Annotated in this window: 14 protein-coding genes; 5 read left to right on the plus strand and 9 right to left on the minus strand. The window is 72.1% G+C overall.

All coding sequences use genetic code 11. The annotated features are described in order from the left end of the window. Position 1 precedes the first annotated feature (1 nt). Genes DB32_RS11905 through DB32_RS11915 form a run of 3 tightly spaced genes read left to right on the plus strand, consistent with a single transcriptional unit; the run spans position 2 to position 3,938 of the window. Positions 2-1,450 carry a M16 family metallopeptidase gene (locus tag DB32_RS11905; RefSeq protein ID WP_053232547.1) on the plus strand — a complete coding sequence of 483 codons (1,449 nt, stop codon included), beginning with the start codon at positions 2-4 and terminating at the stop codon, positions 1,448-1,450. Next, positions 1,447-3,030, plus strand: coding sequence for a M16 family metallopeptidase (locus DB32_RS11910; RefSeq protein WP_053232548.1), 1,584 nt, complete (start codon positions 1,447-1,449; stop codon positions 3,028-3,030). Before DB32_RS11905 ends, DB32_RS11910 begins: the two co-directional genes overlap by 4 nt. A gap of 59 nt (positions 3,031-3,089) precedes the next feature. Then, the gene (locus DB32_RS11915) at positions 3,090-3,938 is read left to right on the plus strand and encodes an SDR family NAD(P)-dependent oxidoreductase (RefSeq protein ID WP_053232549.1); all 849 of its coding nucleotides are present in this window, start codon (positions 3,090-3,092) and stop codon (positions 3,936-3,938) included. Here the strand turns inward: DB32_RS11915 and DB32_RS11920 are convergent. The 7 genes from DB32_RS11920 to DB32_RS11955 form a co-directional block, all read right to left on the minus strand. Further along, the gene (locus DB32_RS11920; RefSeq protein WP_053232550.1) at positions 3,901-4,476 is read right to left on the minus strand and encodes a GNAT family N-acetyltransferase; all 576 of its coding nucleotides are present in this window, start codon (positions 4,474-4,476) and stop codon (positions 3,901-3,903) included. The two genes, DB32_RS11915 and DB32_RS11920, sit on opposite strands and share 38 nt — an antisense overlap. A 1-nt stretch (position 4,477) precedes the next feature. Beyond that, the gene (locus tag DB32_RS11925) at positions 4,478-5,545 is read right to left on the minus strand and encodes a hypothetical protein (RefSeq protein ID WP_157068978.1); all 1,068 of its coding nucleotides are present in this window, start codon (positions 5,543-5,545) and stop codon (positions 4,478-4,480) included. A gap of 137 nt (positions 5,546-5,682) precedes the next feature. After that, positions 5,683-6,462 carry a sulfite exporter TauE/SafE family protein gene (locus DB32_RS11930; protein ID WP_053232552.1) on the minus strand — a complete coding sequence of 260 codons (780 nt, stop codon included), beginning with the start codon at positions 6,460-6,462 and terminating at the stop codon, positions 5,683-5,685. A 1-nt stretch (position 6,463) separates the two neighbouring features. Then, positions 6,464-7,396 carry a hypothetical protein gene (locus DB32_RS46640; RefSeq protein WP_157068979.1) on the minus strand — a complete coding sequence of 311 codons (933 nt, stop codon included), beginning with the start codon at positions 7,394-7,396 and terminating at the stop codon, positions 6,464-6,466. Between the two features lie 209 nt (positions 7,397-7,605). Continuing rightward, complete coding sequence (locus DB32_RS11945) at positions 7,606-8,640, minus strand: alpha/beta hydrolase (RefSeq protein WP_053232555.1); 1,035 nt, start codon at positions 8,638-8,640, stop codon at positions 7,606-7,608. Beyond that, a complete protein-coding gene (locus DB32_RS11950) occupies positions 8,637-9,518 on the minus strand; it encodes a serine/threonine-protein kinase (RefSeq protein WP_157068980.1) in 882 nt (293 codons plus the stop codon). The genes DB32_RS11945 and DB32_RS11950 overlap by 4 nt, the downstream gene beginning before the upstream one ends. A 196-nt stretch (positions 9,519-9,714) precedes the next feature. Beyond that, entirely contained in the window at positions 9,715-10,578 is an 864-nt protein-coding gene (locus DB32_RS11955) for a metallophosphoesterase (RefSeq protein WP_169791421.1), read from the minus strand. A gap of 84 nt (positions 10,579-10,662) precedes the next feature. Here DB32_RS11955 and DB32_RS11960 point away from each other — a divergent pair, with 84 nt between their 5' ends. Next, positions 10,663-11,814, plus strand: coding sequence for a DUF1015 family protein (locus DB32_RS11960; RefSeq protein WP_053232558.1), 1,152 nt, complete (start codon positions 10,663-10,665; stop codon positions 11,812-11,814). Positions 11,815-11,825: 11 nt separating this feature from the next. After that, a complete protein-coding gene (locus DB32_RS11965; RefSeq protein ID WP_053232559.1) occupies positions 11,826-12,362 on the plus strand; it encodes a hypothetical protein in 537 nt (178 codons plus the stop codon). 447 nt (positions 12,363-12,809) lie between these two features. On the opposite strand, the gene dapB is transcribed toward DB32_RS11965, so the two are convergent. Together dapB and dapA are read right to left on the minus strand one after the other, a co-directional pair. After that, complete coding sequence (gene dapB / locus DB32_RS11970) at positions 12,810-13,595, minus strand: 4-hydroxy-tetrahydrodipicolinate reductase (RefSeq protein WP_053238776.1); 786 nt, start codon at positions 13,593-13,595, stop codon at positions 12,810-12,812. Between the two features lie 23 nt (positions 13,596-13,618). Continuing rightward, positions 13,619-14,503, minus strand: coding sequence for a 4-hydroxy-tetrahydrodipicolinate synthase (gene dapA, locus DB32_RS11975; RefSeq protein ID WP_053232560.1), 885 nt, complete (start codon positions 14,501-14,503; stop codon positions 13,619-13,621). Positions 14,504-14,684 lie beyond the last annotated feature (181 nt).

The raw sequence follows: 14,684 nt of genomic DNA on the forward strand, positions 1-14,684 counted from the left end.
CATGTCTCTCTTCGCGCTGATCGCGATCGCCCTGACGACGGTGATCGCGGCGGCCCAGGAGCGCCCGGCTTCTCCCGAGCGTGCAGCGCGGCGCTCGCCGCCACCCTCGGAAGCGCCACGACCGAGCGACGCGATCTTCCCGAATCGCCCGGAGGTCGAGCGCCTTCCGAACGGCCTCAGCGTCGTCACGGTGCAGTGGCCGAGCCCGGGGATCGTCGCGTACTTCTCGATGGTGCGCGTCGGCTCGCGCGACGAGGTCGAAGAAGGTCACAGCGGCTTCGCGCACTTCTTCGAGCACATGATGTTCCGCGGCACCGAGCGTCACTCGCAGCACGAGTACGAGCGCACGCTGCAGGGCTTCGGCGCGGACAACAACGCGTTCACCTCGCAGGACTACACCTGCTACACGATCACCGCGCCCACGCGCGCGCTGCCCACGGTGATCGAGCTCGAGGCCGATCGCTTCCAGCGCCTCTCGTACGACGAGAACGTGTTCCGCACCGAGGCGGGCGCGGTGCGCGGCGAGTACCAGGTCTGGTCGAGCAATCCCTCGCAGCCGCTCTGGGAGTCACTCAGCGAGATGGCGTTCACGCGCCACACGTACGGGCACACGACGATCGGGTACCTGCGCGACATCGAGGCGATGCCGACGCGCTACGAGTACGCGCGGCAGTTCTTCCGGCGCTACTACACCCCCGACAACACGACGCTGATCATCGTCGGCGACTTCGGTGATCGCGCGGCGCTGATGGCGAAGATCCGCGAGCAGTACGGCGTGTGGCGCGGACGTCGTGATCGCCCGCGCATCCCGACCGAGCCCGAGCCGACGCAGGGCGCGCGTCGTGATCTGCCGTGGGCCGGCGCGACGCCGCCGCGCATGTTCGTGGGCTGGCGCATCCCCGCGTTCGAGTCGACGGATGCACGTCGCCGCGACGCCTCGCTCCGCGAGACCGCGGCGCTACAGATCGTGCACGACCTCGCGTTCGACGAGTCGTCGCCGCTCTACCAGCGGCTCGTCGTGCAGGACCAGAGCGTGCTCGAGCTCGCGTCGTGGGCGGGCGAGCACACGCGGGATCCCGGGCTCTTCGTGGTGACGGCGTCGCTCACGCCGGGGCAGTCGTTCGATCCGATCATCGACGCGATGCAGGCCGAGATGACGCGCATCGCGGCGGGCGAGATCCCCGCGGAGCGCGTGCGCGCGGTCCAGCAGCATCTGCGTTACGCGCTCGCGATGGGCCTCGAGACGCCGAGCTCGGTCGCGAATTTCATTGCGGGCATGCTCGCGGTCGGCGGGCGCATCGAGGCGATCGACGACTACCTGCGCGCGCTCGAGCACGTGACGCCCGAGGACGTCGCGCGCGTCGCGCGCACGTACCTGGTGCCGGAGCGCCGCTACGTCGCGACGCTCTCGCCCGCGGCGATCGTGGCGCGTGAAGGAGGTGCGCAGTGAAGAGGACGATCTCGATGCTGTGCATCGCCGCGCTCGCGGGATGCGGCGGCAGCGCCGGCCCGGCGCCGGAATATCCGCCGATGCCCGAGCCCGAGACGGCCGAGGGCGTGACAGTCGCCGAGCTCCCGACCGAGCCGCTGCGCGACGCGCCGGTGCTGCTGGAGCAGCGCAGCGAGTCCCCGATCGTCACGGTGCGCGTGGTGTTCGAGGCCGGCTCGGGCGCCGATCCGACGGGCCGCGAGGGCGTGACCGCGCTCGCCGCGACGCTGATGAGCGAGGGCGGCGCGGGCGATCGCAGCTACGCGCAGATCGTCGACGCGCTCTACCCGATGGCCGCGCAGCTCGGCGCGCAGGTCGATCGCGAGCAGACCGTGTTCGTCGGTCGCGTGCACCGCGATCACCTCGACGCGTTCTACGAGATCTTCCGCGACGTGCTCCTGCGCCCGCAGATGAGCGCGGAGGACTTCGAGCGCGTGAAGCAGCAGATGCTCTCCGCGCTCACGCTCGAGCTGCGCGGCAACGACGACGAGGCGCTCGGCAAGGAGACGCTGCAGGCGATGCTCTACGAGGGCCATCCCTTCGGGCACCCCGAGCTCGGCACCGAGCGCGCGCTCGGCCGCCTCACGCTCGACGACGTGCGCGCGCAGCGCGCGCGCGTGCTCTGCGGCGGTCGCGCGACGATCGGCGTCGCGGGTGGATACCCCGACGGCTTCGCGGCGCGTCTGGCGCGCGACGTCGGTCAGCTCACGAGCGAAGCGTGCGTCGGTCGCAGCGCGCTGCCCGAGCCGCGCGCGAGCGAGTCGCGCATCTGGATCGTCGACAAGCCGCAGGCGAGCTCGGTCGCGGTCTCGATGGGCATGCCGATCGACGTCGAGCGCGACGACGAGGACTATCCCGCGCTCGTGCTCGCGGTCGCGTGGCTGGGCCAGCACCGCCAGTTCGTCGGCCGCTTGATGCAGTCCATCCGCGAGCGCCGCGGCATGAACTACGGCGACTACGCGTATCCCGAGCACTTCGAGCAAGAAGGGTGGGGCGTCTTCCCGCTCCCCAACATCGCGCGACGCCAGCAGTACTTCTCGATCTGGCTGCGCCCGCTGCGCCCCGAGCAGGCGCACTTCGGGATGCGCCTCGCGATCGCGGAGCTCCGCAATTTCGTGGAGAACGGGCTCGATCAGGCCGAGCTCGATCGCATCCGCAGCTACCTCGACGGCTACTACGCGCTCTTCCTGCAGACCGAGAGCCGCCGCCTCGGGTACGCGATCGACGACGCGTTCTACGGCGTCGATCGTCCGTGGCTCGAGCGTCTGCGCGCGGCGTGGGCCGAGCTCACGCCGGAGCAGGTGAACGCCGTGATCCGCCGGCACATCGATCCCGCGCGCCTGCAGATCGCGATCGTCGCGCCCGATGCGTCGGCGCTCGCGGATCGCATCGCGAGCGAGCAGCCTTCGCCCATCGAGTACCCGGGTCGCACCGTGCCGCCCGAGGTGCTCGAGCAGGATCGCGTGGTGCAGGAGCTGCGCATCGGCGTCCCGCGCGAGCGCATCACCATCGTGCCGGTCGCGCGCATCTTCGCGGAGTGAGCGCCGCTTCGGCGGCGCCGGAGATCGTGGTAGTGAGCGCCAACCACACGAGGCGGCGCATGACGAAGCACTGGCAGGATCAGGTCGCGTGGATCACGGGCGCGGGCAGCGGCATCGGGCGCGCCCTCGCGATCGAGCTCGGCAGGCAAGGCGCGATCGTCGCGGTCTCGGGCCGGCGGCAGCAACGGCTCGAGGAGGTCGCGCGCGAGGTCGAAGCGGCCGGCGGTCGCGCGCTCGCGGTGCCGTGCGACGTGACGGAAGAGAGCGACGTCGTGATCGCGTCGTCGAGCATCGTGCGCGAGCTCGGTCGGCTCGATCTCGCGATCGCGAACGCGGGCTTCTCGGTGGCGGGCGCGGTGCGCGATCTCAGCGCCGAGGACTGGCGCCGTCAGCTCGACACGAACGTCATCGGTGCCGCGATGACCGCGCGCCACGCGCTCCCGCACCTCGAGCGCACCCAGGGCCGCATCGCGCTGGTCGGAAGCGTCTCCGCGCTGCTCCCGACGCCGCGCATGGCCGCGTACACCGCGTCGAAGTACGCGCTGCGCGCGATCGGCCAGACGCTCTCGATCGAGCTCGACGGCACCGGCGTCTCGTGCACGCTCGTGCACCCCGGCTTCGTCGAGAGCGAGATCGCGCAGGTCGACAACCAGGGCCGCCACGATCCCGCGCGCGTCGACAAGCGCCCGAAGAACCTGATGTGGCCCGCCGACCGCGCCGCGCGCGAGATGCTGCGCGCCATCCGCGCCCGCAAGCGCGAGCACGTCTTCACCGGCCACGGAAAGCTCGGCGCCGCGCTCGGCCAGCACGCGCCCGGCATCGCGCACTTCGTCATGACGCGCGGCGCGGCGAAGCGTCAGGCCGCGGCGGTCACGAAGAACGCGAGCTCTTCCTCCAACGATCGTTGATCAGCGCGGTCTGCACGTGGTCGCGCCACGTGCCGTCGATGTGCAGGTAGTCGCGCGCGTATCCGGTCGGCACGAACCCCAGCCGTCGCAGGAGGCCTGCGCTTCGCAGGTTGTGCGGCTGGTGGTTCGCTTCGAGCCGGTGCAGCTCGAGCGGCCCGAACGCGTACTCGATCATCGCCTCGAGCGCCTCGCGCATGTAGCCGTGCCCCTCGAGCGCGCCGTCGAGACCGAACCCGAGGTGCGCGTTGTGGAACGCGCCGCGGACGATGTTCGAGAGCCCGATCGTGCCCACCACCCGCGCATCGCGCGCGCCGCGCTCGAACATGTGCACACGCACGAGGCGCCCCTCGTCCTCCTCGCGACGGAGCTGGTGGATGCGCTCGCGCCAGTACGCCTCGGTGTAGAAGCCGGGCGGAGGATCGGGCTCCCACCGCGCGAGGTGCGCGCGGTTGCGATCGAGGTAGTCGACCACGAGGTGCGCCTCGAGCGGCTCCGCGAGCCGCAGCACGAGGCGCTTCGTCTCGAGCCGCGGCCTCATCTCATTCGTCACCGAGCTCGTCCGAGCCACCCTCGTCCGCACCGCTCTCCGCAGGCGCAGCTCCGTCGAGCGGCGTGAGATCGCTGCGGCGCACCACGCCGCGCACCGCGCTCGCGTCGTCGACCGCGACGTACACGTCCACGCGCTCGTCGTCGATCGGCCCGAGCTCGCGCGCCCAGCCCTGCCCGCGAAGGCGCGCGATCACGCGATCGAGGAAGCGGATCCGCGTGCCCTCCCCCACGCGATAGAGGCGTCCCTCCTCGTTCGCGATGCGCGCCGGCACGCCCTGATCGTTCGGACCGGGCGCGGTGTACGTCGCGCTCGGCGGCCCCTCGGCGGGCTGCAGCTGCGCGGTCTGGATGTAGCCCACGACGAACGGGCCCACGCCCGCGCGCACGCCGCCCCAGCCCTCGCGCTCGCGCAGCACGACCACGCCGTGCGGCGGGTCGGAGATCGGCAGCGACGCGATCACGCGCCCGTCGGGGCGGTCGTAGATCGGCACTTCCTGACCGGCCGCGACGATGCGGTTCTCGCCGGGGTTCAGCCCGCTGTCGCCGCCCTCGGGGCGCGTGTCGCTCAGCCAGTCGGCGGGCAGCTCCGCCGTCCACGGCCCGAGCCGATCGTTCTCCGCGCGACCGAGCCACGGCGCGATCTGCACGCGGAACCCGTTCTCGGTCTTCTCGACGATGCTGACGAGATCACCGATGCCGACGTACGTCGGCGTGCCCTCGATGCGCCCGCGCTGCGTCGTGTACGCGCCCACGCGCCCGAGCGGCATCCACCCGCGCGCCGAGAGCCCGCCCGAGACCGTCACCGGCACCCGCCCGTTGCGCACCGGACCGTCGAGCCGCACGCGCGTGCCGGTCGACAGGTATCCGATCGCCGGCGAGTCGTCCTCGGGCCCGAGGAAGAGCGCGGGCCCCGAGCCCGGCGTGACCACGAGCACGCGCGGCCACCCCTCGGGCGTCCCGGTGCGCGCGTCGTCGTCGTCGCCGATCGTCGTGGTCGTCGCGGTGCGGCCCCCGCCGCCACCGCATGCCGATGTGATCAGGAGCGCCAGCAGAGCCACGAGAGACGCGCGCGATCGAAGCATGATCGACCACGTAGCAGAACGTGGGCCGCGGCACAAAATCATGGTTTTCCACGTCCCCTGCGCGAGATGCACGGCCGTTCACGGTGCGGCTGTGCCGGGCTGGGCAACGCGAATCAGATCATGTCGTGGACGAGCTTGATCATGCTCGCGACGACCGCGATCACGACCGTGACGCGCACGAAGCGATCCCCGAGCGCCACCGTCGCGCGCGCCCCCACGAGCCCGCCGATCGCGCTGGTCACCGCGAGCACGCCGCCGCGCACCACGTCGATGGTCTCGCCGCGCGCCGCGAACACCGCGATCGCGATCACCGTCAGCGCGAGCGTCACCGTGCTCTTCACGACGTTCGACGCGACCAGCGACACGCCGTGCGCGATCGAGAGGTACAGCAGCGCGACGATCCCCACGCCGGCCTGCAGGAACCCGCCGTAGGTCCCGATCGCGACGAACGCCGCGATCATCCCCGCCGTCGGCGCGGGGAGCTTCGCCGCGGCCGGAGGCGCCTCGCCCTCGACCGGCTTCTTCTTCGTCGGGATCAGCGAGAGCACCAGCATGACGCCCATCGCGACCACGATCGCGATCTGCATCTGCTCCGGCGCGAGCAGCGTCGCGATGAACGAGCCGATCCCGCCGCCCACCATCGCCGCGCCGGTGAGCACGAGCTCGTTGCGCCCGACCGAGAGCCCGGCGCGTCGATAGCCGACCACCGCGGCGATCGTCGTCGCGAGGATCCCGAGCCGGTTCGTCGCGTTCGCCGCGCTCGCGTCGAGCCCGGTGAAGATCAGCGCCGGGAGCAGCAGCAGCGAGCCCGCGCCCGCGACCGTGTTGATCCAGCCCGCGACGAGCCCGACCAGCGCGAGCACGACGAGCTCGACCGCGCTCGCGTCGGTCATCTCAGCGCATCGCGGCGGGGCGCAGCTTGATCCCGAGGAACGTCGCGATCGGCTGCGCCTGCGGGCGCGGGATGTGGTTCAGGCGATCCTCGACGACCGCGCGTGCGCGCGCGTGCGGCTCGCCCTTGAGCGACGGCAGCACGATCTCGGTCCAGCGCTGCAGCGTCTTGGGATCCGCGCTCGACAGCGCGAGCTCGAGCACCGGCTCGAGCCGCTTCTGGTACGCGACCGATGCCGTGCACAGCGCCGCGAACGTCGACACCAGACCGTCCTTGCCGATGTCCGACGCCTCCGCGAAGCGATCGGTCAGCGTCGGCAGGTGACGCGCCACGCGCGCCGGCGCGAGCCGCGCCATCACCGGTAGCGCCGCCGCGGCGGTCTGCACCGAGCGCTTCGGCCCCGACGTGATCACGACGACCAGCTTGTCGATGGTGGGCACGAGCATCTCGGGCTTCTTCGCGAGCAGCTCGTCGAGGATGCGCGCCGCCGCGGTCGCGGTCGTCGGCTTGTCGCTCGTGAGGTGCTCCGCGTGCGCCGCCACCGACGCCGCGTCGCTCGCCTCGAGGATGCGATCCGCGAGCTCACCCGCGCCGCCACCCCCGCCCTGCGCTGCAGCGGACGCTGCGACCGCGCTCGGCGCTGCGATCCCGCCCGTCGACGAGATCCCTCCGGCCGTGCTCGCGCTCGTGCTCTCCTCGACGGTCGGCGCAGCCTTGGGCGGCGGCGGCGGCGGCGCGGTAGCAGCGCGCGCCGAGGGCTTCTTCGCGCTCGCCTTGGTCGCCGCGCTCTTGCTCGCAGCGCTCGGCTTCGTCGTCGCTGCGCTCTTGCTCGCCGCGCTCTTCGCGGGTTGACGCGCCGTCGATTGACCACTCGAGGTGCGAGGCGCACGCGCGGCGGGCTTGGGGGAGCTCTTCGAAGCCGTCTTCTTGGTCATGCGCTCGAGCCTCGGCCGTCTCTTGGTGAGCCCGCGAACCAGCAAACATTCGCGGCGGTGAGCCCGCGAACCAGCAAACATTCGCGGCGGTGAGCCCGCGAACGAGCCAACACGTCGTCCTTCACGCGTGCCGCCGCCGGTGCGGCCGAGCATACGCGAAGCGATGGCGTCGAACCACGGCGCGCATCGTACTCGATCGCGATCGACCCTCAGCCCTTCGCGAGCGCGCCGACGAGCGCCGGCAGCGACACTGCGTACCGCGCGTGCGTCCCGCGATGCCCGCCCGGGAACTCCTCGTGCCGCACGTTCGCGCCTCGCGCTCGCAGCAGCTCCGCCATCCGGCGCGCCGCGAACTGCAGCCCGTGCTCGTCGCGATCCCCGGCGTCGAGGAACACCAGCGCGAGATCACGCATCGCGCTCGCGTCGCGCTCGAGCCGCACCACCGGGTCGTGCTCGAGGAAGCGCTGCCACACCGCGTCGATCGGCCGCGCGGTGCGCGCGTCGAAGGGCAGCTCGCAGTGAGGGAAGGGCGACTCCGGTGCCGGCGCGTACGCCGCCGCGGTCGCGATCATCGCGATGGTGTCGAAGTCCCCACCGCCCTTCGGCCCGGTGCGCTCGAAGCGCTCGAGGAACTTCTCGACGCCGCCCTCGCGATCGATCGTGATCGCGATGCTCGTGAACGTCGGACGGATGCTCACCTCGAAGAGCCCGTCGCCCGCGTGGCTGCCCACCGCCGCGAAGAGCTCGGGCCGATCGAGCGCGAGCCGCAGCGCGCCGAACCCGCCCGAGCTGCGCCCCACCACCGCGCGCCCCGCCTTCTCCGCGATCGTCCGATACCGCGCGTCGACCTCGGGCAGCACCTCGCCCGCGACGTGCGACTGGTAGAGCCCGCTCGCCGGCGAGTCGAGGAACTGGCTCCCTCCCCACCGATTGCAGCAATCGGGCGACACCAGGATCGCCTCGTCCGCCTCACCACGCGCGAGCAGCGACTCGTAGAGCTCGAACGTGCTCGGCTCCCACAAGCGCCACGCGATCATCGATCGGTTCGTCGCCGCGTACGGCGCGAGGATCACGACCACTGGATACCGCCGCGTGCTCGACGCGTCGTACGACGGCGGCAGGTACACGAGCACCTCGCGCGCATGCGGATCGCCGAGCACGTTCCCGCGCAGCGCCGCGCTCTCGATCACGAACGACTCGAGCCGCCCGCGCAGCTTCGCGTTCGGATCCGTCGCTGCCCTCATCGGCTCGCCGCCTCGAGCGCGCGCGCGAGCTCGAGCACGTCCGCGAAGCGATCTTCGCGCTTGGGCGCCATCGCCCTCGCGACCACCGCGCACACCGCCTCGGGCACGTCGGGCGCGGCCTCGCGCAGCGGCGTCCCCTGGCCCATCACGATCTCGAACATCAGCGCTCCCGGGTGCACCTTCACGAACGGTAGGCGCCCTGCGAGCGCCTGGTAGAGCACGACGCCGAGCGCGTACTGATCGAGCCGCGCGTCGAGCTCGCTCGCGCCGGTCAGCAGCTCGGGCGCCATGTACGCGGGCGTCCCCGTGAGCTCGCCGGTGCGCGTGAGCCGCTCGAGCCCCTCGATCTTCGAGAGCCCGAAGTCGACGATCTTCACCGGGCTCTCGCCGCCCTCGGTGAGGAACACGTTCGACGGCTTGAGGTCCCCGTGGATCACGCCGTGCGCGTGCACTGCGCCGAGCCCATCGGCGATCGCGCGGAGCATCGGCGCGAGCGTCGGCGCGTCGAGCCGCTTGTCGCGCGCGAGCCGCGCCTCGAGCGTCTCGCCCTTCAAGAGCTCCATCACCGTGTACGAGCGATCGCCCGCATCGGTCCCGAGGTCGAGGATGCGCACCACCGCGGGGTGCGAGATCGACTGCAGCACCGACGCCTCGCGCCGGAAGCGCCGGCGGATCGAAGGCTCCGAGTGCAGCTCGGGCCGCAGCACCTTCAGCGCGACCACGGTGCCCGCCTCGACCTGCGGATCGCTGGCGCGCCCGGTCGTGTCGATCGCCTCCCACACCGCGCCCATCGCGCCCGACGCGATCTCGCGCATCAGACGGAAGCGTCCGTCGAGCGTCGCGCCGGGCTGCAGCGTCGGATCGAGAGACCGCCTCACGGCGCCATCATTCCCGATGCCTCGCGAGGAGAGCAAGAACGAGCGAGGGCGCACGAAGACCGGGCCGCCGAGGAGAGAGCGGAGCGAAGGAAGCGAGGTCGGCGATCCGAGCGTCTGCTCGCCGCGTGAGCCCCGTGCTCGTGCACGTGCTCGTCCCGCGTGCTCGTCCACGTGCCACCTGCGCGTGCTCGCTCCGTCAGCCCGAGACCACCTCGCGTGCCTCCACCCGCTCCCCTTCGATCCCCACCTCGACCCAGCACCGCTTCCGCGTCTCGCCCTCGCGCCACACCCGCGGCACGCGCGCCGCGTTCACGAAGAGCGTCTCGCCTTCGCGCACCTGCCACGCGCGCTCGCCCCCGCCGCGCAGCTTCCGGTGCATGTGCCCCGCGAGCACCGCGATCACCTTCTTGCCGCGCGCCCTCGCATGCTCGATCGCCGCGCGCAGATCCACGTCGCCGTGATCGCCCTCGCTCGGCTTGAAGTCGACGCCCCAGATCGCATCGCGTCGATCCCCGAGCCCGCTCGGCCCGTTGTGCGCGAGCACGATCACACGCGCGCCCTCGACCCGATCGATCACCGCGCACAGCCGCTCCGTCGACTGCTCGATCGACTCCACGCCGAACGCCTCGCGCAGGTACGCGCGGAACGAGAGCCGCGGCCCGCCGAACGAGTGAGGCCGCGCGACCACCACCTCGATCCGCTCGCCGTCCGCCCCGCGCACCGCGTGCAGCGAGTACCCGCCGAGCGTCGCGCCGCCGAGCGCATCGCGCAGCTCCGCGACCCGCTTCCCCATCCCGCGCGACACCAGCGCGGCCGCCGCCTCGTTGTGCATCACCTCCGCGAGCAGCTGCGCGGCGTTCGTCGCGTCGTGGTTCCCCGGCACGACGATCGCCGGCGTGCGCAGCGTCGCGATCACCTTCGCGACCTTCACGCCCCCGCGCTGCGCGTACCCCGCGAGATCCCCGACGAAGAGCACCGCGTCGTACCCACCCGCATCGAGCGCCGCCACGTCGCGCGCGTCGAAGCGCAGGTGCACGTCCCCGATCACCGCCAGCCGCACGCGCACAGCATACGTGCTCGTGCACGGCCGTTCCTCACGCGCGGCTCATTGTCGCGGCCGCGCCTCTCTGGTACCGAGGCCCGCATGGTCGCCACCATCGGTCTCACCGGTCTGCGCCCCGCGCCCGAGCAGGTCGCTCTCGTCACCGCGCCGCCCTACGACGTCATCAAGAAGGGCAGCGAGCTCGAGGCGCTCCTCGCCGCGCGCTCGCAGTCGCTCTACCACGTCACGCTCGGCGAGCGCCCCGCCGAGGCCTTCGCGCGCCTCCGCTCCGAGGCCGCGCTGATCGCCGACGACGAGCCCGCCTACTACGTCTACGAGCAGCGCTTCGGTGCCGAATCCCGCACCGGTGTCTTCGTCGCGGCCGAGGTCACGCCCTACGCGGCCAAGCAGATCATCCGCCACGAGAAGACCTTCGACGACAAGGTCAAAGGCCGCATCGCTCTCGCGCGCGCCACCGATCACACGTTCGGTCCCGTCTTCGCGCTCACCCGCGCGAAGATCGGCGCCGTCCTCGCGAAGGCCAAGAGCGACGCGCCGCTCTACCACTTCACGACCGACCTCCAGGCGCTCAACGACCTGCACGGCATCGAGTCGCGCATCTGGCGCGTGACCCAGGCGAGCGAGCTCGGCCGCGAGATCCAAGAGACGCTCGCGACCCAGCCCTTCTACATCGCCGACGGCCACCACCGCTATCACGCGGCGCTGCTCAACCCGCAGACCCACGCGCTCGTCTACGTCACCGAGGAAGCGCGCATCCAGGCTTACGACCGCGTCGTCAACGGCGTGCGTCGCTTCGCGGACATCAGGAGCGCGCTCGCGCTTCGCCCCACGAGCACGCTGCACACGCCGCCGAAGCACACGTTCTGTCTCTACACGCGCGACGGCGCGTACCTGCTCGACGCGAAGTCGATCCCCACCGACGTCGTCGGTCGCCTCGACTGCTCGATCCTCGAGCGCGAGCTCTACCCGCAGCTCGGCCTGACGCACTCGATGATCCAGGACCCGAAGCACTTCGACTACTACCCCGAGTCGCAGATCGATCAGATGAAGGCGGCCGTCGATCGCGGCGAGTACGACCTCGCGATCGCGCTGCACCCGGTGTCGATCGACGAGCTCGTCGCGGTCGCCGACGCGGGCCTCTCGAACCCCGACATCGTCATGCCGGAGAAGAGCACCTTCTTCGCGCCGAAGATCCTCAGCGGCCTCTTCGTGTACCGCCACGTGATGAAGTAACCTCGGCCGCGATGTCGATCCGTCGCGCGCTGTTCCCAGTCGCTCTCGTCCTCGCGCTCGCCGCCTGCGGCGACGACGGCCCCGAGTGCGTGATCGACACCGACTGCCAGCTCGGCTACCGCTGCGCGTCCGATCGCACCTGCCGCGCGATCGGCGCGCAGACCGACGCCGGCGCGAGCGACGCGGGCGCGCGAGACGCCGCGGTGACCGACTCCGGCGCGCGCGACGCGTCGACGCCCGACAGCGGCCCGGCGTGCGTCGCGCTCACCCCCGGCACCTACGCCGAGACGGTCGGCGGCTGCGGCGTCGCGATGAGCGCGACGCTCACCGTCCGCGCCGGCGCGAGCGCCTGCGAGTGGATGATCGCGACCGTCGCCGACGCGGCCGTCGCGGGCACGCTGAGCGTCGACGCCGAGGGCGCGGTCACGGCATCGCTCTCGCTGGCGGGCGCGGAGGCGGTGGCGTGCACCGGCACCTACGACGCGACGGCGAGCACGCTCGCGATCACGTGCCCCCCCGACTGCACGCTGACGCTCGATCACATGTGAGCCCGACGCTCCAGGGTCGAACGAACGGCATCGATCCCGCCTCGGGCACCCCTCAGGGGTCGAACGAACGGGATCGATCCCGTCGATTGGGGGTAGCTACCCCCAAACGATCGGCACGCGTGCCGTCTCGGGCACCCCTCGGGGTCGAACGAACGGGATCGATCCCGGTGGTTGGGGGTAGCTACCCCCGACCAAACGGCACGCGTGCCGTTCGGCTCACCCGTTCGGGTGACTCGAACGACATGGGATCCCGCTCCGCCGAGCCTCGAGGGTCGCCCGATCGGCATGCGATCCCGCTCGGCTCACCCGTTCGGGTGACTCGAACGACGTGGGATCCCGTTTCGTCGACCCTCGAGGCCCGTCCGAGCGACGCCCGTGCTCGTGCACGTGCTCGTCCCGCGTGCTCGTCCACGTGCCACCTGCGCGTGCTCGGCCGTTCGCGCGCAGTCACCGCAGCCCGAGCACGTCACCCATGTCGAACCGCCCGGCGCGCCCCGCCGACGCGACCCACCGCGCCGCGCGCAGCGCGCCCGTCGCGAACAGCGAGCGATCGTGGGCGCGGTGCGTCAGCTCGATGCGCTCGCCGGGCCCCGCGAGCACCAGCGTGTGATCGCCGATCACGTCACCCCCGCGCAGCGCGACGATGCCGATCTCGCGCTCCGGGCGCGCGCCGACCTGACCGCTGCGCCCGTGCACGAACGACTCGGGGCCCAGGCCCTTCGCGTCCGCGACCCGCTCGGCGAGCCGGATCGCGGTGCCGCTCGGCGCGTCGACCTTCTTCTTGTGGTGCATCTCGACGATCTCGGCGTCGAACGCCGGGCCGAGCAGCCGCGCCGCCTCCGCCGCGAGGTGGAAGAGCACGTTCACGCCGATGCCGGTGTTCGGCGCGACGACCACCGCGGCCTCCTTCGCGAGCGCGCCGATCGCGGCGTTCGCCTCGCCGTCGAGCCCGGTGGTGCCGATCACCATCGGCGTGCGCGCCGCGGCGCAGGCGCGCGCCATCGCGGCGGTCGCGTGCGGCGAGGAGAAGTCGATCACCACGTCGGCCTTCGTCGCGAGCGCGCGATCCGCCGACACCGTCACCCCGAGCGCGCCCACGCCCGCGAGCTCGCCCGCGTCCTGGCCGATCGCCTCGCCGTCCTCGCGATCGATCGCGGCGACCAGCGCGAGCTTTCCGTCCTCGGCGATCGCGCGCACGATCGCGCGCCCCATGCGCCCGCCCGCGCCGTGCATCGCGACGCGCAGCGCACGCGACGTCACGCGCGCGCTCCGCGGAAGTCGCGCAGCGCCGCGCGCACCTTGTCGACCGAGGGCTCGGCGGGCCACACGAGCGGCAGGCGCATCTCCTTCGCGATGTGCCCGGCGTCGGCGATCGCGGCCTTCACCGGGCCGGGGTTCGCCTCGACGAACATCGCCTCGTGCACCGCGCTCAGCCGGAGATGCAGCGCGCGCGCGCCCGCGACGTCGCCCGCGTTCCAGAGGCGCACGACGTCGCTGGTCTCCTTCGGGAGCAGGTTCGCGGTGACGCTGATGACGCCCTTGCCGCCGACGCTCAGCACCGGGAGCGTCAGCGCGTCGTCGCCCGAGAGCACGTCGAAGCGATCGCCCATACGCGCGACGATCTGCTGGCTGCGCAGCACGTTCCCGGTCGCCTCCTTGATGCCGACGATCGCCTTCACGTCGGCGAGCTTCTCGAGCGTCTCGAGCGCGAGGTCGACGCCGGTGCGCACCGGGATGTTGTAGAGGAGCGTCGGGAGCGGGACGGCCTTCGCGACCGCGCGGAAGTGCGCCTCGAGGCCCGCCTGGGTCGGGCGGTTGTAGTAGGGGCACACGAGGAGGAGGCCGTCGGCGCCCGCGTCGCGCGAGATCTCGGCGAGGTGGATCGTGTGCGAGGTGGAGACGGTGCCCGCGCCCGCGACGACGGGGACGCGCTTCTTCGCCTGCTCGACGACGGTGCGCACGACGAGCGCGTGCTCTTCCTCGGAGAGCGTCACCGACTCGCCGGTGGTGCCGCACGGGACGAGCCCCTCGCAGCCTCCCACGACGCAGCGCTCGACGAGCTCGCGCAGCGCCGCGACGTCGACCTTCCCGTCGCGGAACGGGGTGATCAGCGCGGGAAGCGTACCGGTGAACGTGCTCATCGCAGCGAGTCTCCCTGGTCGACGGAGCGGGCTCGCCTCGTTCGCTCGGCGGGCTCCGAAAAGACGCGCGAGCCTAACGGCGAGCAGGAGCACGATCAACGCGCCGCGATGCGGATCGCGATGGGCCCGCAGGGGCTCCCGCTCACGACGGGCGGGCCCTAGAGCGCTGGCGGCCGGGGTT

Source organism: Sandaracinus amylolyticus (genome assembly GCF_000737325.1).
Classification (GTDB): Bacteria; Myxococcota_A; Polyangia; order Polyangiales; family Sandaracinaceae; genus Sandaracinus; species Sandaracinus amylolyticus.